The 25,323-nt window shown below is 62.8% G+C and carries 24 protein-coding genes, 1 tRNA gene and 1 other RNA gene; 8 read left to right on the top strand and 18 right to left on the bottom strand.

Going from position 1 to position 25,323, the window contains the following annotated elements; translation table 11 throughout:
* Positions 1–47 precede the first annotated feature (47 nt).
* Positions 48–1,145, bottom strand: coding sequence for a S41 family peptidase (locus HQR01_RS07280; RefSeq protein ID WP_173213903.1), 1,098 nt, complete (start codon positions 1,143–1,145; stop codon positions 48–50).
* A 21-nt stretch (positions 1,146–1,166) separates the two neighbouring features.
* Here HQR01_RS07280 and HQR01_RS07275 point away from each other — a divergent pair, with 21 nt between their 5' ends.
* On the top strand, positions 1,167–1,730 hold the full coding sequence (locus HQR01_RS07275; RefSeq protein ID WP_173213902.1) for an Lrp/AsnC family transcriptional regulator: 564 nt from the start codon (positions 1,167–1,169) through the stop codon (positions 1,728–1,730).
* 48 nt (positions 1,731–1,778) lie between these two features.
* Here HQR01_RS07275 and HQR01_RS07270 read toward each other — a convergent pair.
* Positions 1,779–1,864 (bottom strand) — tRNA-Tyr (locus tag HQR01_RS07270).
* A gap of 141 nt (positions 1,865–2,005) precedes the next feature.
* On the opposite strand from HQR01_RS07270, the gene rlmB reads away from it, so the two are divergent.
* Together rlmB and HQR01_RS07260 are read left to right on the top strand one after the other, a co-directional pair.
* A complete protein-coding gene (gene rlmB, locus HQR01_RS07265; protein WP_173216211.1) occupies positions 2,006–2,794 on the top strand; it encodes a 23S rRNA (guanosine(2251)-2'-O)-methyltransferase RlmB in 789 nt (262 codons plus the stop codon).
* Positions 2,795–2,820: 26 nt separating this feature from the next.
* Entirely contained in the window at positions 2,821–3,672 is an 852-nt protein-coding gene (locus tag HQR01_RS07260) for a hypothetical protein (RefSeq protein WP_173213901.1), read from the top strand.
* 109 nt (positions 3,673–3,781) lie between these two features.
* On the opposite strand, the gene HQR01_RS07255 is transcribed toward HQR01_RS07260, so the two are convergent.
* The 9 genes from HQR01_RS07255 to HQR01_RS07215 form a co-directional block, all read right to left on the bottom strand.
* Entirely contained in the window at positions 3,782–4,054 is a 273-nt protein-coding gene (locus HQR01_RS07255; RefSeq protein WP_173213899.1) for an HU family DNA-binding protein, read from the bottom strand.
* A 254-nt stretch (positions 4,055–4,308) separates the two neighbouring features.
* A complete protein-coding gene (gene lon, locus HQR01_RS07250; protein WP_173213897.1) occupies positions 4,309–6,702 on the bottom strand; it encodes an endopeptidase La in 2,394 nt (797 codons plus the stop codon).
* 144 nt (positions 6,703–6,846) lie between these two features.
* The gene (locus HQR01_RS07245; RefSeq protein ID WP_234030283.1) at positions 6,847–7,182 is read right to left on the bottom strand and encodes a YbaB/EbfC family nucleoid-associated protein; all 336 of its coding nucleotides are present in this window, start codon (positions 7,180–7,182) and stop codon (positions 6,847–6,849) included.
* Positions 7,179–9,005 carry a DNA polymerase III subunit gamma/tau gene (locus HQR01_RS07240; protein ID WP_173213895.1) on the bottom strand — a complete coding sequence of 609 codons (1,827 nt, stop codon included), beginning with the start codon at positions 9,003–9,005 and terminating at the stop codon, positions 7,179–7,181. The genes HQR01_RS07245 and HQR01_RS07240 overlap by 4 nt, the downstream gene beginning before the upstream one ends.
* A 63-nt stretch (positions 9,006–9,068) precedes the next feature.
* Positions 9,069–9,163: signal recognition particle sRNA small type (gene ffs, locus HQR01_RS07235), an RNA gene on the bottom strand.
* Between the two features lie 34 nt (positions 9,164–9,197).
* Positions 9,198–9,476: an ETC complex I subunit gene (locus HQR01_RS07230; RefSeq protein ID WP_173213893.1), complete on the bottom strand. Its 279-nt coding sequence runs from the start codon at positions 9,474–9,476 to the stop codon at positions 9,198–9,200.
* An 18-nt stretch (positions 9,477–9,494) separates the two neighbouring features.
* Positions 9,495–11,918: an ATP-dependent helicase HrpB gene (hrpB, locus tag HQR01_RS07225; protein ID WP_173213891.1), complete on the bottom strand. Its 2,424-nt coding sequence runs from the start codon at positions 11,916–11,918 to the stop codon at positions 9,495–9,497.
* A gap of 31 nt (positions 11,919–11,949) precedes the next feature.
* Entirely contained in the window at positions 11,950–12,966 is a 1,017-nt protein-coding gene (locus tag HQR01_RS07220; protein WP_173213889.1) for an aldo/keto reductase, read from the bottom strand.
* A gap of 48 nt (positions 12,967–13,014) precedes the next feature.
* Positions 13,015–14,031, bottom strand: coding sequence for a polyprenyl synthetase family protein (locus HQR01_RS07215; protein WP_173213888.1), 1,017 nt, complete (start codon positions 14,029–14,031; stop codon positions 13,015–13,017).
* 67 nt (positions 14,032–14,098) lie between these two features.
* Between HQR01_RS07215 and HQR01_RS07210 the strand changes: the two genes are divergently transcribed.
* Positions 14,099–14,401, top strand: a complete 303-nt coding sequence (locus tag HQR01_RS07210) for a chorismate mutase (protein WP_173213886.1) — start codon at positions 14,099–14,101, stop codon at positions 14,399–14,401.
* Positions 14,402–14,408: 7 nt separating this feature from the next.
* On the opposite strand, the gene HQR01_RS07205 is transcribed toward HQR01_RS07210, so the two are convergent.
* From HQR01_RS07205 to HQR01_RS07185, 5 genes are all read right to left on the bottom strand, one after another.
* A complete protein-coding gene (locus tag HQR01_RS07205) occupies positions 14,409–15,056 on the bottom strand; it encodes a hypothetical protein (RefSeq protein ID WP_173213884.1) in 648 nt (215 codons plus the stop codon).
* Positions 15,053–16,393, bottom strand: a complete 1,341-nt coding sequence (locus HQR01_RS07200; RefSeq protein WP_173216207.1) for a sensor histidine kinase — start codon at positions 16,391–16,393, stop codon at positions 15,053–15,055. Before HQR01_RS07200 ends, HQR01_RS07205 begins: the two co-directional genes overlap by 4 nt.
* Positions 16,394–16,511: 118 nt before the next feature.
* Positions 16,512–17,189 (bottom strand): response regulator transcription factor, encoded by a 678-nt coding sequence (locus HQR01_RS07195; protein WP_173213882.1) that lies wholly within the window; start codon positions 17,187–17,189, stop codon positions 16,512–16,514.
* A gap of 86 nt (positions 17,190–17,275) precedes the next feature.
* Positions 17,276–17,581, bottom strand: a complete 306-nt coding sequence (locus HQR01_RS07190; RefSeq protein WP_173213880.1) for a PepSY domain-containing protein — start codon at positions 17,579–17,581, stop codon at positions 17,276–17,278.
* Between the two features lie 71 nt (positions 17,582–17,652).
* Positions 17,653–18,372, bottom strand: coding sequence for an SIMPL domain-containing protein (locus HQR01_RS07185; RefSeq protein WP_173213878.1), 720 nt, complete (start codon positions 18,370–18,372; stop codon positions 17,653–17,655).
* A gap of 122 nt (positions 18,373–18,494) precedes the next feature.
* Here HQR01_RS07185 and HQR01_RS07180 point away from each other — a divergent pair, with 122 nt between their 5' ends.
* Both HQR01_RS07180 and HQR01_RS07175 read left to right on the top strand, forming a co-directional pair.
* Positions 18,495–20,063 carry an amidohydrolase family protein gene (locus HQR01_RS07180; protein WP_173213876.1) on the top strand — a complete coding sequence of 523 codons (1,569 nt, stop codon included), beginning with the start codon at positions 18,495–18,497 and terminating at the stop codon, positions 20,061–20,063.
* Positions 20,064–20,105: 42 nt separating this feature from the next.
* Entirely contained in the window at positions 20,106–21,911 is a 1,806-nt protein-coding gene (locus HQR01_RS07175) for an ABC-F family ATP-binding cassette domain-containing protein (RefSeq protein ID WP_173213874.1), read from the top strand.
* Between the two features lie 87 nt (positions 21,912–21,998).
* Here the strand turns inward: HQR01_RS07175 and HQR01_RS07170 are convergent, their stop codons facing one another.
* The gene (locus HQR01_RS07170) at positions 21,999–22,478 is read right to left on the bottom strand and encodes a DUF6456 domain-containing protein (protein ID WP_173213872.1); all 480 of its coding nucleotides are present in this window, start codon (positions 22,476–22,478) and stop codon (positions 21,999–22,001) included.
* An 89-nt stretch (positions 22,479–22,567) separates the two neighbouring features.
* On the opposite strand from HQR01_RS07170, the gene HQR01_RS07165 reads away from it, so the two are divergent.
* The gene (locus HQR01_RS07165; RefSeq protein WP_173213870.1) at positions 22,568–23,140 is read left to right on the top strand and encodes a helix-turn-helix domain-containing protein; all 573 of its coding nucleotides are present in this window, start codon (positions 22,568–22,570) and stop codon (positions 23,138–23,140) included.
* Positions 23,137–24,330, top strand: a complete 1,194-nt coding sequence (locus tag HQR01_RS07160) for a glycosyltransferase (protein WP_234030282.1) — start codon at positions 23,137–23,139, stop codon at positions 24,328–24,330. The genes HQR01_RS07165 and HQR01_RS07160 overlap by 4 nt, the downstream gene beginning before the upstream one ends.
* Positions 24,331–24,336: 6 nt before the next feature.
* Here HQR01_RS07160 and secF read toward each other — a convergent pair whose 3' ends face one another.
* Positions 24,337–25,314 (bottom strand): protein translocase subunit SecF, encoded by a 978-nt coding sequence (secF, locus tag HQR01_RS07155; RefSeq protein ID WP_173213867.1) that lies wholly within the window; start codon positions 25,312–25,314, stop codon positions 24,337–24,339.
* Positions 25,315–25,323: the final 9 nt, after the last annotated feature.

Here is a 25,323-nt window from a genome sequence, read left to right as displayed (position 1 = left end):
GATCCCGCAACCCACGTCATCAGGATACCGAAGCGAGCACCCGCAGGCTACTTCATGGCTGCCAATGCCGCTTCGCCTGAAAGACCAACTCCGGCAAGCCGGAGCGCTTCGTCCAATGCCTGATCGGCGGGAACGGCGATATTCGGTTCGATCCCAATGCCGTCCCAGCCCTGCCCCGTGTCCGGGTCAAACGTGCGACCGAACGGAATGAAGGCGGCATAGGTAAAGCTCGCATCGAGCGGCTCCATTCCTCCGAAATTGCCCGCGCCGCGTGTGGTCTCGCCGATCAAGGTCGCGCGACCCGCCCGCTTGAGCGCCAACGCGAGGTGCTCGGCTGCCGATGCGGTCCGTTTCGCCGTCAACACATAGACCTTGGTATTCTGGAATGCCCCATCGTTGGCAGGCGTGACCACATGTTCGTGCCGCACTATGCCTTCCGGTGCGGCGACAAGGCGCAGGGTTTCCTGCGGAGGCAGGCCTCCACCATTCTCGATCACGGAGGCGCGCGTATCCATAGCCAGCAAACCTGTGGTCTTGGAGAAGAGATGCGGAAACAGCAGGTCCATCTCATCGAGGCCTCCGCCCCGGTGCGTACGGATATCGATGACCAGCGATCTTGCACCTCTATGCTCGGCGATGAATGCACGAAGCGCGTCCATGGTTTCGTCGGTACCAAAGAAGCTCTCGAAGCGAATGTAGGCTACGCCATCCGCAATCCAGCCCGACCTTGAGATGGTGTTCATGGATTGCGGCGGCCCGGCAGGCTCGGAGGCAGCCGCATCGTTCTCATTGCCGGGGCCCAAGCGCTCTTCGGGGGGAACGATATGAACCTTTAGGTGTCCATCCTTCTGCACGGCCTGAAGGTCGCGAGTTACGGCGTCAGCAAAGGCCTGAACGTCGGCAAATTCCGAGTACTTGCCAAGCGCAAGGTTCTCGCGGAGCATCGCGGCATAGGCTTTCCCAACTGCTGGAAACACGAAGTTCTGCTCCAGCTTGGTTGCCAGTACGCCGACGGCCTCGAGGGCGATCGCCTTGTCGAATGGTTCTACCGTCGCCTCGGTAGTAACGGCTGCCGAGCCAGCGCTCTGTGCAGCGAGAACGCCAGGGGTGGCTGCAGCAACAGCCAGAAAAACCAAACGATGCATTCGAGAACTCCACTGCCTTAGTTGAACAATACAGTAGGAGTTCTCGCGCAGCAAATGTACGCAAAATTAGTGCGCATGCTGCCAAATTTTGGCACGAAGCTCTCGATGTTGGACCGATTCGATTTAACCCTGCTCAACCTGGTTCAGCGCAATGACGCGCAGACGGCCGACGAGCTTGCCCGCGCAGTCCCCCTTTCACCTTCAGCCCTCGCTCGGCGGCTGAGGCGATTACGTCGCGAAGGTTGGATTGCCCGAACCGTCGCGCTGCTTGCGCCACGCCTTACGGAACGGCGCTTGCGTGCAATCGTGATGATTCAATTGGGCGAGCATACAGACCAACGAGGCAAAGCTGCCCTGTTGCGCCGCGTTGACGCGGCACCGCAGGTCCAGTTCTGCTATGAACTCGCCGGAGCTTTCGACCTGCTGATGCTGGTCGATTGCGACAACATGGCCGAATTCAACTGTGTCATCGAACAAGTGCTGGAGGTCGATCAGGTCGTGCGTCGTTACGAAACGAACTTCGTCAAACGCGAGACGAAGTTCTCACCATTCGTCGAGCTCAGGTCGAACGATCCCGTTTCCTGACGGCCGCCATCGCGTGGCAGGATTGAATTGGTTTCTTCCGTTGGCGGGTGGTGGACAGGGCTGGATTCGAACCAGCGTACGCTTGCGCGGGCAGATTTACAGTCTGCTGCCTTTAACCACTCGGCCACCTGTCCACACGGGCCATTTCACGAAGAAATCGAGGGATCCGAAGCCGGACCCCGTGCCGAGAGGCGCCCCTTTGGCGAAGCGGCGCTTGCCTGTCAATGGCCTCACTGGCACAGGCCGCAGCCAAGCTGGAATACAGGACGAAACCGATGGCAAAAGGCGAACGCAAGAAGGCTCTACGCGGCAGGGCTGGTCGAATGAAGGGTGGGCGCGGCAGCGGTCGTGCAGGCACGGGGCAGGTGCGCTTGTGGGGACGGCACGCGGTCGAGGCAGCGCTCAAGAACCCCGAGCGCGTCCATCGCAAGCTGTGGGCTACGCGCGAAGGCATCGAATCGCTCGACGGCGAGCTGCCCCACGACTTCCCGCTCGAATACGCCGATGCCAGCGACCTTGCCCGGTTGGTGGCGAAGGATGCGCCCCACCAAGGGCTGGTGCTCGAATGCGCCCCGCTGGAGGACATCCACCTCGACGAAGTGCTCGATGGTGATTCGTCCCGGCCAATCGTGGTGCTGGACCAAGTCACCGACCCGCACAATGTCGGCGCAATCATGCGCTCGGCCGCTGCGTTTGGTGCTGCCGCGCTGGTAACGCAGGATCGCCACGCCCCGCCCGAAGGCGGAGTGATCGGCAAATCGGCCTCCGGCGCGCTCGAAGTGCTACCCTGGGTACGCGTGGTCAATCTTGCCCGCGCGCTCGAGCAAATAGCCGAGGCTGGGTACTGGCGCATCGGCCTGACCGGCGCAGCCGCTTCTACATTGGCCGAAGCACTTCCTGAGGGCCCTGTCGCACTCGTTCTGGGGGCGGAAGGAGAAGGCATGCGGCACAACATCGAACAGCACTGCGACGCGCTGGCCAAGCTGCCGATCGGTGAGGAAATCGAAAGCCTGAATGTTTCGAATGCCGCGGCGATCTCGCTATACGCCGTAGCCACACGCTAGGTACGATTCTGGGGGGATTGGGAGTGATGGAATTCAAGACGATCCGGGGCCTGGCCCTGGCCGGTGCAAGTGCACTTATGTTGACCGGCTGCCTGTTCTCCCCTGGCAAGTTCACCAGCGAACTTACGCTGATGAAGGATGGCAGTTTCTCGTACAGCTACGACGGCGAAATCCAGATGCTGGCGCTCAGCAAGCTTGGAGAAATGGGCGAAGAGGAAGAAACCTTCACGCCCAATTGCCTCGACGACGAAACCTTCGAAGAGCGTGACTGCACCGCGGAAGAGATAGCCGAGCAGCAGGCCGATTGGGACGCTGGTGCCGAGGACCGTGCTGCCAAGCGCAAGAAGGACGCCGAGGAGCTAAAGGTCCTGCTGGGCGGGATCGATCCCACCGACCCACAAGCAGCGCAGGAGTTCGCGAAGAAGCTCGAGCGCCAGCGCGGATGGGACAAGGTCGAGTATGTCGGTGATGGTATCTTCGACATCGACTTTCACATTGCCGGCCAACTGAGCCACGACTTCAGCTTTCCGACGGTCGAGAAGCTTCCGATGGCCAATGCCTTCGTCACGATCGTGCTGCGGGATGGAAACCAGGTGCGGGTCGATGCACCTGCATTCGGTGCTGAGAAGAACGGCAGCCCGTTCCAGGGCATGCCGTCTGGGATGACAGGCCTCACCCAGCTCGCCATGATGGGTGATGAAAGTGAGGTTGGACGAATAGCTATACTGGATGGGACATTCAGCATCGTCACCGACGGACATATCCTTGCCAACAATACCGACGAAGGACCGGCCCCCCATTCGCGAGGCCAAGTATTGAGCTGGTCCGTTTCGCCAAACACCGCGCAAGCCCCGACGGCGCTTATCGTATTCGACTGATTGCCCGGGCCTCCATCAAGGAAAACGCCGCACCAGCGCTTGCCGGTGCGGCGTTTTTCGTTTCACGCGCCGCCACCTGACGGAGCGGCGCGCGAATTCAATGCTAATCTTAGTTGACCGAGTCCTTCAGGCCCTTGCCGGCCTTGAACTTGGGTTGCTTCGAGGCCTTGATCGTCATCGGTTCGCCAGTTCGCGGATTGCGGCCGGTCGATGCCTTGCGCTTGGCAACCGAGAACGTACCGAAACCGACCAGGCGAACTTCGTCACCATTGGTAAGCGCCTTGGTGATCGAATCGAACACCGCTTCAACCGCACCCGCAGCATCGCTCTTGGAAAGGCCGCTGGCGTCGGCGACTGCGCCGATCAGGTCGTTCTTGTTCATTGTCGGGAACCCCCCTCGTTTTTCTTGTAAAAAATGGGCTGTGAATCGCCTGCGCGAAGGGAGACGAATTGAGAGTTTTTTGGCCCGGGTGTCAAAGCCAAAATCGGCCAAAATGCGTCGTTTGCGAGGCAAATTTCACCGGTTTCGCAGTTAACGCAGCGTTTGGCATCAAGCGCGCAAGAAAGGTTCCGATCCGCAACTGAAAAAACCACTCGGAAGCAACCCCGAGTCGCTGCGTCGCAGCATGATCTCGATCAGTGCGCGGTTCGCGATGGTGGCGGCGCGTGCGGGTGGTCCGGCTGGCTGGCCAGGTCGTCCGCCTCGGTCCATTCGATCGACTCGAGCTTGGCGCACAGGGCATGCTCGAGAACTTCGTCGACATGGGCGACAGGAACGATCTCCAGACCTTCCTTCACATTGGCGGGAATCTCGGCGAGGTCCTTGACGTTCTCTTCCGGAATCAGGACCTTCTTGATACCGCCGCGCAATGCAGCGAGGAGCTTCTCCTTGAGGCCGCCGATCGGCAGCACGCGGCCGCGCAGGGTGACTTCCCCGGTCATCGCAACATCGGGCCGCACGGGGACGCCAGTCAGCGTCGAGACAATCGACGTGACCATGCCGATACCCGCGCTAGGACCGTCCTTGGGCACTGCGCCTTCCGGAAGGTGGACATGGATGTTGCGGCGCTGGAACAGGTTCGGCTTGATCCCGTAGTGAGGCGCGCGGGCCTTAACGAAGCTGAAGGCCGCCGCGACACTTTCGTTCATCACTTCGCCGAGCTTGCCGGTGGTCTTCACCTCGCCCTTGCCCACGGTGGTGACGCTCTCGATCGTGAGGAGTTCGCCGCCGACTTCCGTCCAGGCCAGGCCAGTTACGGCGCCAACCTGCGCCTCGTCCTCGCTCATGCCGTGCTTATACTTCCGCACGCCGGCAAAGTCGGCAAGGTTGTCGGGCGTAATGGTGACGCTCTTGACCTTGCCTTCGAGGATCTGGCGCAAGCTCTTGCGAGCAAGGCGCGCCAGCTCGCGCTCAAGCGTACGCACGCCAGCTTCGCGAGTATAGTAGCGTACGAGGTCGCGCAATGCGGCCTCTTCCAGCGCAAATTCGCCCTTCTTCAGGCCGTGCTCCTTGACCTGCTTGGGCAGCAGGTGGCGGGTCGCGATCTCGACCTTCTCGTCCTCGGTGTACCCCTCGAGACGAATGATCTCCATGCGATCGAGCAAAGGTTGCGGCAGGTTGAGGCTGTTCGCGGTACACACGAACATCACGTCAGACAGGTCGATGTCGAGTTCGAGGTAGTGGTCCTGGAACTTGCTGTTCTGTTCGGGGTCGAGCACTTCGAGCAGGGCCGAAGCAGGGTCGCCCCGGAAATCCTGACCAAGCTTGTCGATCTCATCGAGGAGGAACAACGGGTTCGACTTGCCCGCCTTACGCAGGTTGGTGACGATCTTGCCCGGAAGCGAACCGATATAGGTCCGCCGGTGACCGCGAATTTCTGCTTCGTCGCGCACGCCGCCCAGTGACTGGCGCACGAATTCGCGTCCGGTCGCCTTGGCGATCGACTTGCCAAGGCTGGTCTTACCCACACCCGGCGGTCCGACGAGGCACAGGATCGGGCCCTTCAGCTTGCGCGTGCGCGCCTGGACCGCGAGATACTCGACGATCCGGTCCTTGACCTTCTCAAGCGCATAGTGATCCGCGTCGAGGACCTCCTGGGCCTTGGCGATATCCTTCTTGACCTTGCTCTTCTTGCCCCACGGCAGGCCGAGCAAGACATCGAGATAGTTGCGGATGACGGTGGCCTCCGCGCTCATCGGCTGCATGCTCCTGAGCTTCTTGAGTTCCGCCTCGGCCTTTTCGCGCGCTTCCTTGCTGAGCTTGGTCTTGCCGATCTTCTCGGTCAGCTCGGCGATCTCGTTGCCGCCATCCTCGTCGCCGCCGCCCAGCTCGTTCTGGATCGCCTTGAGCTGCTCGTTGAGGTAATATTCGCGCTGGGTCTTCTCCATCTGCCGCTTCACACGGCCGCGAATGCGGCGTTCGACCTGGAGCACCGACAACTCGCCTTCCATGAAGGACATCACCATTTCGAGCCGCTTCAGCGGATCGTGCTCGACCAGCAGCGCCTGCTTGTCGGAGACCTTGGCATTGAGCGCGGCGGCAATGGTATCGGCCAGTTCGCCCGCGTCGTCGATGTCTGCGAGTTTCTCGACCGCATCATCGCCGATCTTCTTGTTCAGCTTGGCGTACTCGCCAAACTGCTCGATCACCTGCCGCATCATCGCCAGCACTTCGCTGCCCGATGCAGTCACGGTATCGGTGTAGGAAACACCGGCGAGCACGTGCTCGCCCTCGGGCGTAAGGCGTTCCAGCGTCGCGCGACGGGTGCCTTGCACCAGCACACGAACGGTCCCGTCCGGCAGTTTGAGCAGCTGGAGCACCTGCGCCACTACGCCGACGTCATAGAGATCGTCGCGATCAGGGTCGTCGCAGCCCGGATCGAGTTGTGCCAGGAGGAAGATGTCCTTCGATCCTTCCATCGCCACTTCGAGCGCTGCGACCGACTTGGCTCGGCCAACGAACAAAGGCACGATCATGCCGGGGAAGACGACGATGTCGCGCAACGGAAGGAGGGGGAAGTTGGGTGTCATAATATGATTCCGGCGGGCATTTGGCCCGGTGTTGGAACGAATATGGGGATCACCTACGACCCGTGCAACGCGGGGTCCGAAATGGGGTGTGGAAGACCCGCTTCGAACCCCACAGGCTTCCTCAATGAGTGGGGCCGATCCGCCTCACATACCTGGCAGTTTCATCCCCGGCGGAAGGCCGATGCCCTGCTGGATCTTCGCCATCTCCTCGCCCGAAAGTCGGTCCGCGCGATCGCGTGCATCGTTGAAGGCCGCGGTAACGAGGTCTTCGACCATCTGCTTCTCTTCCGGCTTCATCAAGCTGTCGTCGATAGCCACACCGAGAATGCGCCCGCGTGCAGTAGCACGGACCTTGACCAAGCCACCGCCGGCACTGCCCTCGACTTCGAGCGTGTCCAGCTTGGCCTGGGCATCGTTCATCTGCTTCTGGATCGTCTCGGCCGCCTTCTGGGCCTGGGCGAGCATTTCTTCCATATTCATGCGTTTCTACTCCATGGGATTTCGCGGCGCGTGGGGGTAGCGCCGCCGTCCTCGACAAGTTCGGCATCCGGGAATGCCTCAAAGGCCGCCTTCACCAGGGGATGTGCACGAATCGCCGCCGAAGCGGCGTCCCGCGCGGCTTGCTCCTGTTCCACCAGCGATGGCGCGCCAACCCCGCCGGGCAGTTCCTCGACTGTCCAACGGCTCTGAGTATGCCGGTAGAGCGTGTCCTTGATAACTGGTGCGATGTCTTCTGTGAACTTTGGGTCGCGGCCATAGCGTAGCAGGCCATCGTCCAGCTCAACCACGCGTACCTGCAGGCGCATGACGCTGGCCTCTTGCATCATCCCCCTGGCATCGATCGCTTCCACCAGAGCCCGCCAGTCGGGTCCGGTCTGTGCCGAAGGGGCCTCGCCGCCTTGCGGCGATCGAGCGGATTGGTCCGACGCAGCAGGCGCGCGCTCAGCCATGGTTTCGAGCTGCCTGGCCAGCCGGCCGGGATCGGGCATCTGCCCGGCGTGCAGCACGCGTAAGAGAGCCATGCGCAGCGATACCAGCGGATCGGGCGCGAGCCGCACTTCTTCATGCCCTTTGAGCAGCAATTGCCACAGGCGATGCACCTGCCCGACTTCAAGGCGCTCACCCCATTCGGCCAGCGCGCTCCGCTCCTCAGCGGTCGGCGCATCCACTTCGCCTCCGGATACCTGCACAAGCGCGATCCGGTGAACGAGGTCCATCTGCGCGCGCATCAAAGCCAGTGGTTCGACACCCAAGGCATACTGTTCGTCGACCGCAGCCAGCAAGGCCTTGCCATCACCCGCCAGCACGTAGCCAAGCAGGCGACGCTGAGCCGACTTGTCGGCGAGACCCAGCATGTCCCGAACGCGTGCAGCCGTCACACGACCTTCAGTGTCGAGGTCGGCGTGCGCGATCGCCTGGTCGAGAATCGACAGGCCGTCGCGAACCGACCCTTCCGCCGCGCTCGCGACGATATGCAAGGCCTCATCCTCGGCCTCCACACCCTCCTTGTGGCAAATCTCGGCGAAGTGGGCCTGGAGCATTTCCACGGGGATGCGACGCAGGTCGAAACGCTGCGTGCGGCTGAGTACGGTGACCGGCAGCTTGTCGACTTCGGTCGTGGCGAAGAGGAATTTCACATGCGCGGGCGGCTCCTCAAGTGTCTTGAGCAAAGCATTGAATGCATTGCGAGACAACATGTGGACTTCGTCGATGATGTAGATCTTGTAACGCGCACTGACAGCGGCGTAGCGTACTGCTTCAATGATCTCGCGAACGTCGTCGACACCCGTGTGCGATGCGGCGTCCATCTCGATCACATCGATGTGGCGGCCCTCGGCGATCGCCCGGCAAGGCTCGCACTCGCCGCATGGGCTGATCGTCGGCCCGCCCTGCCCGTCCGGCCCGACGCAATTGAGCGCCTTTGCGATCAACCGCGCAGTCGAGGTCTTGCCCACCCCGCGCACGCCGGTCATCAGGAAGGCGTGCGCCAGTCGGTCGCGCGCGATGGCATTGGCCAAAGTGCGGACCATGGCATCCTGCCCGATCAGCTCGGCAAAGGTCTGCGGGCGATATTTCCGTGCAAGCACGCGATAGGGCTGCGTACCAGCAGACGGTGCCGGCTTAGGCGCCTCAACGGCAGGAGCTTCGGGAACCGGTGGATGGGAGGGTGTTGGCTCCGGCGCCGGGTTACCAAACATGGATTCCTGCCCCGCTGCCTCAAGCTCGGCAGCGGTCGGCGCGTCGACCTTCTCGACCTCGGTTTCCCAGGGGAGGCCTTCGGGATTGTCCGGTGAATCACCCATGACCGGTAGGTAGGCACTGGCGCCGCAAAAGTCATGCCGCGCTTCGTCGAATTGTGGGTGAAAGCAAAAGGAGCCGGTCGACCCGCCGCAATCCACCTGGGCTGCTTCCTTCCGGACCTGACCCGGTGAGCGAACGCAAACGTCCGACCGACTCCCGGCCGCGCATATGGCGACCGGAACAGGAAAAATCAATTACCGAAAATTGTCGGCGTAGGCCTGCAGTTTGAGCGTCTTGCTGGGCGTCGCGTGGACGCGTGCGACGATGCCGTATTTCTCGGCATAGGCCTTGGCTTCATCCTTGCTCGCGAAGGTCAATTGGACCTGAGCCTGCGTGTCGCCACTGCCTGTCCAGCCCATCAGCGGGTCCGCGCGACGGGCTTCGGATTGCTCAAACTCGAGTACCCACTCATCGGTGCGAGCCTTGCCCGACTGCATGGCGTTCTTCGGTCGCTGATAGATTCGTGCTGCCATAGTGGATGTGCCTCTAATTCAACCTTCCGAACGAGAAAAGGCGTTCTTGGTCTTCAGGCTGGGCTTTTCCGCCCAGGGTTCTTCGGGCCAGCGGTGCTTGGGGTACCTTCCCTTCATGTCCTTACGCACATCCGCCCAACTGCCGCGCCAGAAGCCGGGAAGGTCGCGCGTGGCTTGGATTGGACGCCCTGCAGGGCTGGTGAGCTTGAGCAGAAGTGGCGTGTCCCCGACCATCGGATGCTGCTCCAACCCGAATAGTGCCTGTACGCGAACTTCGACGCTGGGAGCGTCTTCACCCGTATAGTCAATCGCATGGCTGGTTCCGGCAGGCGAAACGAACTCGCGAGGCGCGAACCGGTCCAGCCGCTGACGTGCGTCCCAATCGAGTTGGGAGAGCAAAGCGTCGACCAGGCGCGACCGCGGCAGATCAAGGTCGCGCCGACCGGCGAGCAAAGGCACGAGCCAGAGCGCCGCATTCTCGGCCAGTTTGTCGGGCGAAAGAGCCGAGATCCCGGCATATCGGGCACGCGCCAGAAGATCCCTCGGAAGAAGTTTTGCCGGGTTTTCCAGTGCTTTTTCCACAAGGATATCCACAATCGCCTGCGGATCGGGCGCAGGGTCGGAGCCACTCGCCAAGTTGATCGCCCCAAGCCGGCGTTCGAGCGACGCCTCCACTCGATCACCCGTCCAGTCCAGTCTCTTGTGGCGTTCAATCCTTTCCGGCAGCCAACGTTCGAGCTCTGCTTCATCGAGAGCGATCGCCGCGGTGATCCGCGCGCCCTTCGCTTGGCCCTGCGCGTCGCCGATCACGATAAATTCGGACCGGGCCAGCGGAGATGTAGGGTCGAGGATGAATCCCCTGCCCCCGGCGGCAATCCAGTTCTCGCCATGCGCGTCGCGTCGCTTGGCGATGAATTCGGGCCTCCCCGCGGCCAGGAGGATGCCCAGTGAAGGGTTCCTCTCGCCAGTTCTCGATACCAGTTGCTCGGCGCTGCGGGCCCAGCGCGCCGCCAGCCTGCGGCTCGCATCTGCGCGCGCACCCCGGTCGGCATTCCAGCGCGAGAGGCGCTGTTCAAGATCGTCTCCACTTCCGCCCAGCCCACGTTCCTGCAAGAGCAACGCGAGCTGCGCGGCATTCTCTGCCACGCCATGCTCGGCCCCGAACAGCACCGTGGCAGCCCCCTGGGGATCGAGCGGTAAATGCGCGAGCTGCTCTCCGCGCGGCGTGATGCGTCCCTGATCATCGAGTGCCCCCAGTGCTTGAAGCGTCCTCCGCGCTGCCGAGACAGAGGCTTCCGGCGGGGGATCAAGCCATTGCAGGCTTGCCGGATCGGTGGTGCCCCACCGGGCCAGACCAAGCACCAGGGGTGCGAGGTCCGCGGTCAGCATCTCTGGCAGATCGTATGGTGCCCGCCCGGCGTGCCCTGCCTCCTCCCAGAGGCGGTAGGCCACGCCTGGGCCCTGCCGCGCGGCACGACCGGCGCGCTGCGCCGCGGCTGCCTGGCTGGCACGATGTGTGACGAGGTGAGTTGTACCCGCAGCTCGATCGAACTCCGCATGGCGTGACAAGCCACTGTCGACCACCACCGAAACACCGTCGAGCGTGAGCGAGGTCTCGGCAATCGCGGTTGCCAGCACCACTCGCCTGCGACCTTCCGGGTCGCGCCGGATCGCAGCGCGCTGGCCTGCGGGCTCGACCTGCCCGTGAAGCGGCAACACCAGCGCCTCCGGCAATCGGCCCTCAAGCCGTTCACGCGTCCGCTCTATCTCACGCACGCCGGGCAAGAAGGCGAGGATATCACCCTGCCCTTCGCGCCAAGCGCGGGCAACAGCCGCGGTCATTGCTTCCTCTATTGAGACCTGCGGCGAAGACCCAAGCCACTCGATCCTCAAGGGATAGGCCCGCCCCTCGCTCTCGATCGTCGGGCACTCCGGGTCGAGGAGTCGCGCGAAGCGTTGTCCATCGATGGTCGCCGACATGACCAGCACGCGCAGGTCTTCACGCAACACGGTACGCGTCTCTAGCGCGAGGGCAAGGCCAAGGTCGCTATCGAGATGTCGTTCGTGCGCCTCGTCGAACAGGACCGCGGAAATGCCCGCCAGTTCTGCATCGGCAAGGATCGTGTTCACGAAAATCGCCTCGGTAACGACGAGAATTCGCGTCCTGGCCGACCGCTTGCTGTCGAGGCGCGTAAGATACCCTACCGTTTCCCCCGGTTTCTCGCCGAGCATCTCGGCCATACGCTCGGCAGCAGCTCGGGCGGCGACACGGCGTGGCGAAGTCAGGATGATCGTGCCCGTGCACCATGGTTCGTCGAGCAGAGCCGGTGCGACAGCCGTGGTCTTGCCCGCACCTGGAGGCGCAACCAGCACCGCACCGCTCCGCTCGCGCAATGCGGCGAGCAGGTCGGGAAGCACGGAATGGATCGGCAGCCGGGTCACGCAAGCGTGATGCGGACGAAGGCGGCGCGCATCAACCCATCGGATACATGATTTCGCGCGAGATTGCGTCGATCGCCTTCAAGGTTTCGTCGCTCAACACCTGGTCGGCCGCCGCAAGGATCTCGGGCAGCTGTTCCTCACGGCTGGCCCCGACAATGGTCGAGGCGACGAAATCGTGCTGCTTCGACCAGATCACCGCCATCGTCACGGGGCTCATCCCCAGTTCGGCGGCAAGTTCCGCAAATCGCGCGGTCGAGGCCAGCGACTTTTCATTGACGAAACGCCGCGCCATCGCCGCCTGCCGTCCGCCAATCTCGAGATAGCGCGAGAAGCGTGCGCCTTCTGGACGGGCGCCATCGGCATACTTGCCCGACAAGACCCCACCACCGATCGGCGAATAGGGGATCAGGCTGACGCCTTCCTTGCGGCAGACCTGCGCCAGCTCGTCCTCGAAACGGCGATTGTTGAGGCTGAAATTGTTCTGGATGGTCTGGTAGCGCACCGTCCCCAACCGCTCTGCCGTAGCGATCGACTTCATCAACCCCCAGCTTGTTTCATTCGAGCAACCGACGATCCGCACCTTACCTGCGCGGACCAGCTCGTCGAGAACTCCCATAGTCTCGTCATAAGGCGTGTCGTGATCGGGCCAGTGGGTCTGATAGAGGTCAATGTAGTCGGTCCCCAGCTTCTTGAGACTGTCTTCGACAGCGACCATGATGTTGCGCCGGTCAAGCGCCGTCATCCCTTCGCGCTTGGGGCTGCGGAACCAGACATGGCTGGGGCCCGATACCTTGGTAGCCAGGATGATCGCGTCGCGCGGCTTTGTCTTAAGCCATTTGCCGACGATCTCCTCAGTCCGGCCAACCCACTTGCGGTCGGGCGGCACGGGATAGCCTTCGGCCGTGTCGTAGAAATTGATCCCAGCATCGAAGCTCTGGTCAAGGATCCTGAGCGCTTCAGCGTCGTCGGTCTGGCTGCCGAAGGTCATAGTGCCCATGCAGATATCCGAAACAACGATGGCCGATGTGCCAAGACGCTTGGTTTGCATGGTAACGGGTCTCCTTGTCCGAATTCGACCGGGAACGGCTGATGGGGTTCAGTAGCCGCGAGCGACGGCGAAGAGTGCCGCCTGGGTCATCGCCTGACGCGCCTTTCCGTCGGGAAAGATCGACAGGGCATCGATCGCGCGCTGGGCAAAGTGCCGCGCACGAGCGCGTGTATCGTCCACCGCATTGTGGCGGTCGATCAGCATGATCGCGTGTTCGAGGTCATCGTCGCTCGTCCGGTAGCCGCCGATCGCGGACTTCCAGAATTCGCGTTCTTCCTCGTTGCCGCGCGCATAGGCCAGGATAACCGGGAGCGTCATCTTGCCTTCGCGGAAGTCGTCGCCGCGATCCTTGCCCATCGCGGCCGCGTTCGAGTCATAGTCGAGCGCGTCGTCGACCAGCTGGAAAGCGACGCCGAGATTGCGGCCATACTCATCGAGCGCGCGTTCCTGTGCATCGTCGCACTCGGCAACGACCGCAGCGATGCGGCTGGCTGCGGCGAACAGCGCCGCGGTCTTGGCGCGAATGATGTGAAGATAGCGCTCTTCGCTGGTGTCGATCTTGCGTTGCGCGGTGAGCTGATCGACCTCGCCTTCGGCAATGATCGCGCTGGCGCCGGAGAGGATTTTGAGAACCTTGAGGCTGCCGTCCTCAACCATCAGCTCGAAGGCGCGGCTGAACAAGAAGTCACCCACCAGCACCGTCGCCGGATTGCCGAAAATGATGTTGGCCGCTGCCTTGCCGCGCCGCAAGTCGCTGCCATCGACGACGTCGTCGTGCAGCAATGTGGCGGTATGGATGAACTCGACTGCTGCGGCGAGCTTGTGATGGCGCGCGCCGTTGTACCCCACGACTTCCGCACCGGCGAGCGTCAGCATGGGCCGCAAGCGCTTGCCGCCGCCTGAAATCAGATGTCCTGCAAGCGCCGGAATAAGCGGCACTTCGCTCTGCATCCGATCGAGGATCACCTGGTTGACCTGGTTCATGCCGGGCGCAGTGAGCGCCAGCATCGGCTCGATCGAGCCCTCGGGTTCCTTGCGCGGCAGGGGTACTACGGTAGCTGTCATTTCGGCTTGGCCATGCGCTGGAGATGCTTTCTTGGCAAGGGCGCAATTGCCGCTAATCTGGCAAGCGATGACGCAATCCGCGCAACCCTCGCCCGATCCGGTGCTGGCCGCCTACCGCAAGAGCATCGACAACATCGATGCCGCGCTGATCCACATCCTGGCGGAGAGATTCCGCATCACGCAGGCGGTGGGCGAGCACAAAGCCAAGACTGCCCTTCCCGCTGCCGACCCGGGGCGCGAACAGGCGCAGATCGCCCGTTTGCGGCAGCTCGCGGAAGAAGCCGAACTCGACCCCGAGTTCAGCGAGAAGTTCCTCCGCTTCATCATCGACGAGGTCATCCGCCACCACGAAAAGACGGCGGCGGGCTAAGCCCGCCCTACTCGACCTCTACGGCACCAGCTTCCTTTACCCAACGCGCCGCGCCCTTGCTGTCCGCGAGTGCTTCGCTCTGCGAGGCCGCGTTGGTCAGTGCCGCTATGCTGTCAGCGTGGCAATTGCTACCTACGACAGTAAGCCCGTCGAAGGGTTCTTTCGTCACCATCGCATTTTGGTCGCCCGAGTTGACCTTGACCCTGTCGATCGGGCCACATTGCATCATCCAGGTCTCGATCGCGGTGATCTCTCCTCCAGCATTTTGCCCGGTGGGGCGCATCGCGAGGTAGATATACTTCGGGGCGTCGGCTTCGGTTGTCGTTATTTGCTCGGGCAATGCCACCTGGGCGACAATCGGATCATCGGTGCCAAGAATGACTTCATTCACCCGCCATTTGGCGGTTTCCTTGTTCAGGGTGAGAAACGCACCGTCTGCCCGAATGATCGCGGGGTCGGCGCATTCGGGCCAGCTTTCGACCGGAGTGGCGAGATCGTACTCGCAATCAGGCTTGCCCTCACTGACCCAAATGCCTGGCTTCATAACCGGCGTGTCAGGCCCACGCGTCAGCCACGGCTCGTCCGACACGACCATGTTGCACCCCGCCAGCAGGATCGATCCCGACAGCAGCGCCAGCTTGCGCAGCGCACTCATTGCGCGGTTCTCGGCAAGATCAGTTTCACTAGCAGTCCCCCCAAGTCTTCGCTCTCGCCCAGTTCGACTGAGCCCCCATATATCTCTGCTACATCGCGCACGATCGCCAGGCCCAGTCCCGTGCCCGGCTTGCCCGTGTCAAGCCGAGCACCGCGGTCGAATATGCGGGTTCGCTCGCTTTCGGGAATGCCGGTCCCGTCGTCTTCGATCCAAATGACGCACATCTCCGCATCGGCTTCGGCGTCGATCGTCACGAACACGCTACCGCCTCCGTACTTGGCGGCATTCTCGATCAAATTGCCAAGAATTTCGTCGAGGTCCTGACGTTCCACACTGACCGTCGCCGACTTGTTGCCGTCGAGATCGAAGCGTGTGGTCTCGTAGATGCGGGTCACCGCACGCAGGACGCTCTGTGCGCTTGGCCAGACTTCCGCGCGGCTGTGCCCGCTCGCCCGCCGCCCCACCGCGCGGGCGCGGGCAAGGTGGTGCTCCACATGGCGCTGCATCGTCTTGGTTTCGCGGAAGACGAGGTCGGCCAGTTGAGGGTCCCGTGCGGTCGCGGCATTGGTGAGCACGGTCAGCGGCGTCTTGAGCGCATGCGCCAAATTGCCGGCGTGCGTGCGCGCTTCTTCGGCTTGCTTTTCGGTATGCGCGAGCAGCGCGTTGATTTCTTCGACCAACGGCTCGACTTCGAGCGGGAGCGGGTCTGAAATGCGATTGGAGCCCGTCGAACGCATCGACTGGATCGCCGCGCGGACCCTGCGCAATGGGGAGAGGCCATACCAGCTCTGTGCCATCGCCATGGCGAAGAGACCCAGGCCGAGCAGGGCAAAGCTCCACACCAGGATCGAACGGATACGGTTAATCTGGAAGTCGAGTTCCTCGCGCGCCGAGGCCACGGCGAAGGTCCACCTGGTGTCGCTATCAGGCAGGATCACAGTCCGTTCCACGATCCGCAGCGGCTCGTCCTCGAACTGATACGAATCGTAGAAATGCGGCTCGGTGTCGAAGTGATCTTCGCGCAGCTTGAGCGGCGTGTCCCATAGCGAGCGCGAAGGCTTGTTCAGCAACGAATAGGACGGGGTATCCTCCTGCCCCTTGGCGCTGATCTGCCAGTAGAGACCGCTGTTCGGTTCGAGAAAGCGCGGCTCACCCAGCGGACGATTGAAATAGACTTCCCCGTCCGGTCCGATCTCGGCGGTGACGATCATCGCATTGAGCAGGTATTCGAGCTGGTCGTCGAAATTGCTCTCGACCAGTCGCGTAAGCGTGCGGTCGAGCGCGAAACCGCCCCCAAGCAGGAGCACACCGATCCAGATCGCCGCAATCGCCATCATGCGCGCGGCGAGGCTGCGCCGCGCAGGCGGTTGGGCAGACTCGGTCACTGCCGCCAGGACTGGCTCCGCCGTCGCCGGCGCCGCCTTGGCCTGGTCTCCCCTTACGGAAGATTCGGGCTTAGGCGCGCGGCTGGTCGGCGGGGTCGTCGAGGCTGTACCCAAGTCCACGGATCGTCGTGATCACGTCTGCACCCAGCTTCTTGCGAATGCGGGTTACGAAGACCTCGATCGTGTTCGAATCGCGGTCGAAATCCTGATCGTAGATGTGCTCGATCAGTTCGGTGCGGCTTACCACCTTGCCCTTGTGGTGCATGAGGTAGCTAAGCAGCTTGTATTCCTGTGCTGTCAGCTTGACCGGCTCGCCTGCAAGCGTGACCCGGCCCGACCGCGTGTCCAGCCGGACGTCGCCGGCAATCAGCTCGGAAGAGGTGTTGCCCGAAGCGCGCCGGATCAACGCACGCAAGCGCGCGATCAGCTCTTCGGTCTGGAACGGCTTGGCAAGGTAGTCGTCCGCCCCTGCATCGAGCCCGGCGACCTTGTCGCTCCAGCTGTCGCGCGCGGTCAGCACGAGCACGGGGAAGCTGCGTCCTTCGCGACGCCACATTCCCAACACCGTAAGGCCATCGATCTCGGGCAGGCCGAGATCGAGGATGACCGCGTCGTAATCCTCGGTGCTACCGAGGAAGTGGCCGTCTTCGCCGTCGGTGGACAGGTCCACCGCATAGCCGTTCTGTTCGAGCGTCGTTTTGAGTTGCAGCCCAAGCGTGGGCTCGTCCTCGACGATCAGGATCCGCATGAAGTTCCGTCCTCGGATAGTTTGTGGCGGGTTTCGTTCATGTAGATGAACGCGTCAACCTGAACGGGGTTTCTCCCACCGCAATCTCAGTTGCTGCGACGCAGGATCCGACCGGTGCGCGCATCGACATCGACGAACAGCACCCGACCGTCGCGGATGAACTTGAGGCGATAGGCCATGGCGGCCGGATCATAGGCAGGGCCGAGATATTCGGCACCCTTCATGGTCGGCAGCACGCGCGCCTCGATCTGGCGCAAGGGCATGATATTGCCCGCGTTCATCTCGCGTCGCGCCTCACCCTGCTCGCTCCGCTGCTGGGCAAAAGCGGGCTCCGCCAGCAACGGCGTGGCAACCAAGCCAAATGCCAGGATCGAAGCGAGAGCGCGTTTCATAATGCCGTCCTGCCTAAGCCCGTCGCATTGAACAAGGTGTGAATGTTCGCAGCGACGGGCATTCAGCAATCTTAACGGGTCATTTCATACTTCACGGTGATGTTGACCCCGGTGCCCACTTCGCCCGGCTCGATCTGCGTTTTCGCATCGGCCTGAGGCGCAGCGACGGCCATCACCCCACGCTCCAGCGGCATCGGGCCGAAGCTCTGAACGCTTTCGGAAACCTCCAGCAATCGCACACCGGAATATCCCGCCATGCGGGCATAATCCTCGGCCATCGCCTGTCCGCGCTGAAAGGCGGCCTTACGTGCCTGGGCCTTCACGGCGGCATCGTCTTCCAACATGAAGTTCGGCCCGTAAAGGTTGTTCGCGCCAGCAATTACCAGCGCATCGAGCACTTCACCCGCACGCTTGAGGTCGCGCAGTTTGACGTTGAGCTGATTGCTCACTTCGTACCCAATGAAAGTCGGCTGGCCTCCGTCATTGTTGTACCGATACTGCGCGTTGAGGCTGAGATTGGCTGTCTGGATGTCCTTGCTGTCGATCCCCAAAGCCTTGATCCGCGCGATCAGCCGTTCCATTTGCTGGGCGTTCAGGCGCATCGCTTCTTGCGCGGTTGGGGCCCTCGTAGTGACACCGGCCCCGATCTGGGCCACGTCCGGGGCAGAGTGAACCACCTCGTTGACGTTCAGTTCCACCACCGGCCCCGGCGATGAGATCTGGATCTCTGCAGCCTGCAGCGGCGCGGTCGCGGCACACAGGGCGATCAGGGGAATGGCAATGCGATTCATGTGTCTGCTCCTTGATGGACGGATACTCTTTCGCCCGTCCCGCTTTACGGCTGGCTGAACGCGTCGTTCCCGATTAACAGCGGACACGGCAATCGATAGACCCGGGTTTGGGGGAAAATTCCATGAAGACCGCCAGTATCTTGCTTGCTGCCTTTGCGCTTGCAGTCGGCCCATCGGCCGCGGCGCAGGACGGCATGGAGCCTGTGCCCGCGCGCCAAACCGCCGAGGGCGAAGGCCCATTCGGCAAGCTGGTGATCCGCGGCGCCAACGTGATCGAAGGCAGCGGCGCGCCGCCTGCCGGCCCGGTCGATATTGTGGTCGAAGGCAATCGTATTACCGGCCTTTTTCCAGGCGCCGCGCCTGAAAGCGCAACCCGGGGTGCGGCGCGCGAAATCGACGCGCGCGGCATGTTTGTCCTGCCCGGCTTCGTCGACGTCCATGGGCACAATGGCGATCCGGACAAGGCGCCCCAACCCTCCTACGGTTACAAGCTGTGGCTGGCACACGGTGTGACCACGGTGCGCGGCGTCAGCTTCTACTTTGGCCCTGGCACTCCCGACCTGTCCGACGCGGCGCGCAGCAATGCGAACACCATCGTTGCGCCGCGGCTGATCCCCTATGCCGTGTTTGGCGACAAGTGGACCGGAGGAAACCCGGACACCCCCACCAAGGCACGCGAATGGGTCCGCTGGGCCAAGGCGCAGGGATATTGGGGAATCAAGTTCTTCAACGATGCGACCCCCGAAGTGTTCAAGGCCGCGCTCGACGAAGCCGAAACGCAGAAGATGGGCACCGTCGCCCACCTGGCGCAAACCGGTGTTGCCGAAGTCACTGCGCACAAGGCCGTCGAACTCGGGCTTGACGGCGTCACGCATTTCTACGGCCATTTCGAAAGCCTGCTCAAGGACGGCCGGCTGGTTCGGTATCCCCCGAACTACAATTACTTCGACGAGCAGTCGCGGTTCGGATGGGTCGCGCGGCTGGCCGACCAGACGGTCGAGCCGGGGAGCGACGAATGGAATGACTACGTGGATTTCCTCGTCGCAAGCGGCGTGACCCTCAGCCCCACCTTCAACATCTATTCCGCCAGCCGCGACGTCATGCGCGCGCGCAGCTTCGACTGGCACGCAAAGTACACGCTCCCCTCGCTGATGGACTATTACGCCCCTAGCGCGACGAACCACGGCAGCTACTACAAGGACTGGTCGACCGAAGACGAGGTCGCCTGGCGGAACTTCTACCAGAAGTGGTTCGCCCTGATGCGCGACTTCCACCACAAGGGCGGCCGGATCACCGCCGGGTCCGACCCCGGCTACATCTACCAGACGTGGGGCTTCGCCTATATCGGCGAACTGGAAATGCTGCGCGAGGCCGGGCTGACCCCGCTTGAGGTGATCCGCGCCGCCACGCTCGACGGTGCACGCGAACTCTATGCAGCACGCGGCGAAGAACCGCCGATGGGCCGCATCGCCGTAGGCAAGCTCGCCGACCTGGTAATCGTGCCGGAGAACCCACTGGCCAATCTCAAGGTGCTTTACGGCACCGGCCATACGCGGATGAACCGTGAAACCGGCGCAGTCGAACAGGTCGGCGGGGTGCGTTGGACGATCAAGGATGGCGTGGTCTACGACGCACACCAGCTGCTGGCCGATGTGGCAGCCATGGTCGAGGCGCAGGAGGCCAAACGCTAGGAGCTTGCGATAGGGGCCGCGCGCGACTACGTCGCGCGGCCTATGGCACAGCCCCCCATCCTCAGCCTCGAAGGCATGGCCCTGCAACAGGGCGGTCGCTGGCTGTTCGGCGGGCCCGATAACGACCCGCTCGACCTCCACATCGGCCCGCGCGACCGCATCGCGCTGATCGGCCGCAACGGGGTCGGCAAGACGACGCTGTTCAAGCTGATCGACGACCGGATCGAGGCCGATCGCGGCATGCGCAAGGTCAAGCCAGGTGCGCGCATCGTGTTGCTCGAACAGGATCCCGACCTGTCGGGCTATGCCACGCTGCTCGACTGGGCGCTGGCCGGCGAACACGCTCCGGCCGAACACGAGATCGAAGCCATTGCCGACCAGCTCGGCATTGATCTCAGCCGCGGCACCGAGGGCGCGAGCGGTGGTGAACGACGCCGCGCCGCGATCGCACGTGCGCTGGCGCAGGAACCCGATCTGCTGCTGATGGACGAGCCGACCAACCACCTCGACCTCGGTGCAATCGATTGGCTGGAAAGCTGGCTCGATCGCTACAAGGGCGCGTTCCTGGTGATCAGCCACGATCGTACCTTCCTCAAGCGCCTTACCCGCACAACACTGTGGCTCGATCGCGGCAATCTGCGGCGCAAGGAAGTGGGCTTTGGCGGCTACGAGGCGTGGGAAGAACAGGTATACGCTGAAGAGGCGCGCGCGGCTGAGAAGCTCGATGCCAAGCTCAAGCTCGAAGCGCATTGGCTCGAACGGGGGGTGACCGCACGGCGCAAGCGCAACCAGGGGCGGCTCGAGAAGCTGTGGCAGATGCGCGCCCAGCGTGCCTCGATGATCGCCAGCGCGGGTACCGCCAAGCTCAAGCTGGCGACCGAAGAAGATTTCAAGTCGAAGTCGGTGATCGTCGCCGAGAATATTGCCAAGAGCTTCGGCGACCGGCCGATCATCAAACCCTTTAGCCTGCGCATCCAGCGCGGCGACCGGATCGGCATCGTCGGTGCGAACGGCGCGGGCAAGACGACCTTGCTCAAGATGCTCACCGGCGAGCTCGCGCCCGATAGCGGGACAGTGGAGATCGCCAAGACGCTGACCGGAGTGATGATCGACCAGCAACGCCAGCTGCTCGGCGCGGACAAGACCGTGCGACAAGTGCTCGCCGAAGGCGGCGACTGGATCGACGTGCGCGGCGTGCGCAAGCATGTGCAGGGCTATCTCAAGGAGTTCCTGTTCGATCCGAAGATCGTCGACATGAAGGTCGCGGTCCTTTCGGGTGGTGAACGCAGCCGGCTGCTGCTCGCGCGTGAATTCGCCAAAGCTTCGAACCTGCTCGTGCTCGACGAGCCAACCAACGATCTCGATCTCGAAACGCTCGACCTGCTGCAAGAGGTCATTGCCGACTATGAAGGCACCGTGCTGATTGTCAGCCACGATCGCGACTTCCTCGATCGTACGGTAACGCTGACGCTCGGTCTCGATGGGACCGGCAAAGTCGATGTCGTGGCAGGCGGCTACGAGGATTGGGAAGCCAAGCGTCGGCAGCCTGTTGTGGGCAAAGCGAAGGCGGCGAAGGCCGAAGAGAAGCCCGCACCACCTCCTCCGCCCGCGCCCAAATCGACCAAGCTCTCCTATAAGGACAAGCGCGATTACGAGCTGCTCCCCGCACGCATCGAGGAACTCGAAGCGGCCATCGCCAAAGGCGAGAGCATCCTGTCCGATCCCAGCCTATACACCGCGGACCCTCAGAGGTTTGCCAATATCTCCAAGGGTATCGAGAACGCCCGTGCCGAGAAGGACGCGGCTGAAGAGCGCTGGTTGGCGCTGGCCGAATTGGTCGAAGGCTGATCCCTGTAGGACGAATCTAGGATTACCTCCGGGCCATCCCTGCAGGATGGAACACATGGAACAGGGTCCTGACGAAAGAATTCCCGCTCACCTGATCCGGTAGAAATCGGCCACCCGGTCGAGTGCGATGCGCAGCACCACCTTGCCGCTGCGCGCAGGCCATTCGAGCGCCTTTTCCGCATCGGGCAACCCCTCGCAGGCGCAGACCACCCGCCACAGGATATCGGTCAGTCCCCTGCCCGCTTCCGCCATGGCGTCATCGAAGCGTGACTTAGCGGCGATCTGACGCTCCGACGCCGTTAAGCCATGGTCCCGCCCGCCGCCACAATCGACCTTCACCGGATCCCAGCGCATGGTGATCGACGGGGCTATCTGCGCGCGCTCGTAATCTGCGCGCAGCCGTTCGCCGGCCTCGAACTGACGCTCGCTCAGGTGACCGCGCGAAAAGAGCCAGGATAGCGGGCTTTCGGCGAGGTTCACGGTGACGCTGCGGCGCTTGCCGCGGGCGCCTACCCCCCGGCGCGGGCCTTCTTCGGTGAGTTCACGTTCGACTAGCTGGCGCTGCATGGGCGTCTCCTTCAATTGCAGGAAACGCTTGCAGAAGTGTGGTTAGTGTAGGAAAGCCGAATTACCGATTTGGTTACAGGGAGAGGGCCTTGATCAACCGCATCCGCGATATCCGGCTGGAAAAGGGCTGGACGCTCGCCGAACTGGCGGAGGCATGCAGTCCGCCCACCACCCCGCAAACCATCGGCCGGCTCGAAACCGGCATGCGCAATCTCTCGCTCAAATGGATGGACCGTATTGCCGGTGCACTGGGCGTCGATCCTGAAGTGCTGGTGCGCTCCGAGGCGAACGAACACCCAAAGGTGGTCGCATCGCTCGGGTCGTCGGGGCCCGAGCCGTTGACCAGGCCGCGCGATGCCATCCTCGTCACCGATCTCGGCAATGATGGCGCGCTGATCGTTCTCGCGATCGAATATCCCCACGGCGAATACCGCCCCGGCGACCAGCTCTGGTTGCGCCAGCTGGCACCGAAAGACGCCGGCCGCGCGGTCAACCGTGATGTATTGGTTCCCCGCAAAGGCGGTCGCTTTGCCTTCGGGCGCCTGATCGATCGCCAAGGTTCGCTCGTCGGCGTGCTCCCCCCCGGCCATGGCGAGAAGCAGCAGGTGATCGACGGGCCGCCATGGATAGCAGTCGCCGAGATGCTGGTTCGCAAGCTGTGAGCGGGTCGATCAAGACACGACGCGTCCTCTCGCTTTCGACACTGTTTCCCAACGCCGCGCAACCGCGCTTCGGGATATTCGTCGCCAAGTCGCTGGAGGCCCTGCAGCGAGACACGCATTGGGAAGCGGTGGTGGTCAATCCGATTGGTGTGCCGCCGATTGCCTTCGGCCGCTACAAGCCGATCGCGCAGGCCGCGCAGGACGGGCGCGATTTCGGGCTGGCGGTACATCGTCCCACTTTTCGCCTGATTCCCAGGGTAGGCGGACGGCTCAACCCCGGAGTAATCGCACGATCGGTGATCCCGCTGGCCCGGCGGCTGCATGCCGAACAGCCCTTCGATCTCGTCGATGCCCAGTTCTTCTACCCCGATGGCCCGGCGGCGATGCAGGTCGCAAAGGCGCTTGGCCTGCCCTTTTCGGTCAAGGCGCGCGGCGCGGATGTGCATTACTGGGGCGCCCGCAACTATGGCCGCGCAGCGCTGCTGGAGACGGCGCAGCAAGCCGGCGGTGTACTGGCCGTCTGCGAAGCCTTGGCCGATGACATGGCTACGCTGGGCATGGAGCGGAGCAAGGTCACCGTCCACTACACCGGGCTCGACCATGACCTGTTCCGTCCGCTGGACCATGTCGGCTTGCGCGGACGGGTCGCGAGCAGTTTCGATATCCCCATTGCCCGCAGCGACACACTGTTGCTGACGGTTGGTGCCCTGATCGAACGCAAGGGCCAGGCGCTGGTGATCAAGGCGATGGGCGGAGTTCCCAATGCCCGCCTGTTGCTGGTCGGCCGCGGTGACGATCGCGCCTCGCTGGCCAAATTGGCGCGTGAGTGCGGGGTGGCGGATCGGGTGCATTTCCTCGGCAGTCTCGATCCGACGTCGCTGCCGCCGCTCTATTCCGCGGCAGACGCCATGGTCCTGCCTTCTGCCAGCGAGGGACTGGCCAATGCCTGGATCGAATCGCTGGCCTGCGGAACGCCGCTGGTAATCACCGATGCCGGCGGCGCACGCGAAGTCATGCGCAGTGCCGACGCCGGGGTTATCGCCACGCGCAGCGTGCGCGGCATTGCGGAGGGCATCCGCCAGGTTACTGGCCGCCCCCGGCCCACCGCTGATGTGGCGAGGACGGTTGCGGCCTTCAGCTGGGAAGCCAACGGCGCGTCGCTGGCTGCCTATTACGACAGCCTGGTCTGACGCGCCCTAGACTTCCCCGCGCGCGATGCGTTCCTGGCGGTCAATCCCCGACTCGGTCGGTACAAAGCTGTCGCTCTTGACCCCAGCCCAGACCAGGATCGGTGCAGCCATGTAGACCGAGCTGTAGGTACCCACGAAGATGCCCAGCACGATGGCCGCGGTCATACCGAACAGGCTCGTCGGGCCGAAGAACACGAGCGGGATCAGCGCGATCAACAACGTCAGCGACGTCATCACGGTGCGGGCCAGCGTCTCGTTGACCGAAAGATCGAGCAGTTCGGGCACCGGCATCTTGCGGAACTTCTTCAGGTTCTCGCGGATGCGGTCGTAGACCACGATTGTATCGTTGAGCGAATAGCCGATGATCGTCAGGATCGCGGCGACGATGTTGAGGTCGAACTCGAGCTGGGTCAGCGCGAACATCCCCAGCGTCAGCGACACGTCGTGGAACAGCGCGAACAGTGCTCCCACGCCGAACTGCCACTCGAAACGGACCCAGATGTAGATCGAAATCGCGATCATCGCGAACAGCAGCGAGAGGATCCCGGTGCGAAACAATTCGCCCGAAACCTTGCCCGAAACCGAGTCCACGCCATCGATGCGCACATCAGGATGGTCAGCCTTGAGCCGCGAGGTGATCTTCTCCGCCATTTCATTGGCAAGCTCTGGCTTGCTGTCCGCCCCTTCGGGCAACTTCATGCGGATCGATGCCTCGTTCGGTGCACCATAGCGCTGGATGATCGGATCGCCGTAACCGAGTGAAGCGATGCTTTCGCGCATCTCTGCCACCGGAGCCTCGGCTTCCTGGGTGAAGGTCGTACGGATCATCTGGCCGCCAACGAAATCGACGCCGAGATTGAGGCCCTGAGTCAGCACCAGCGCCCAGCTGGCCGCGATCAGCAGGCCGCTGACCACGAAGAAGGGCACGCGCCATTTCAGGAACTTGATGTTGGTGTCGTCGGGGACCAGCTTGAGCAGGCGCATCTGACGCAC

Origin of the sequence: Erythrobacter mangrovi (assembly GCF_013260645.1) — a bacterium.
Classification (GTDB): Bacteria; Pseudomonadota; Alphaproteobacteria; order Sphingomonadales; family Sphingomonadaceae; genus Qipengyuania; species Qipengyuania mangrovi.
This window is presented reverse-complemented; position numbering and strand designations above follow the sequence as displayed.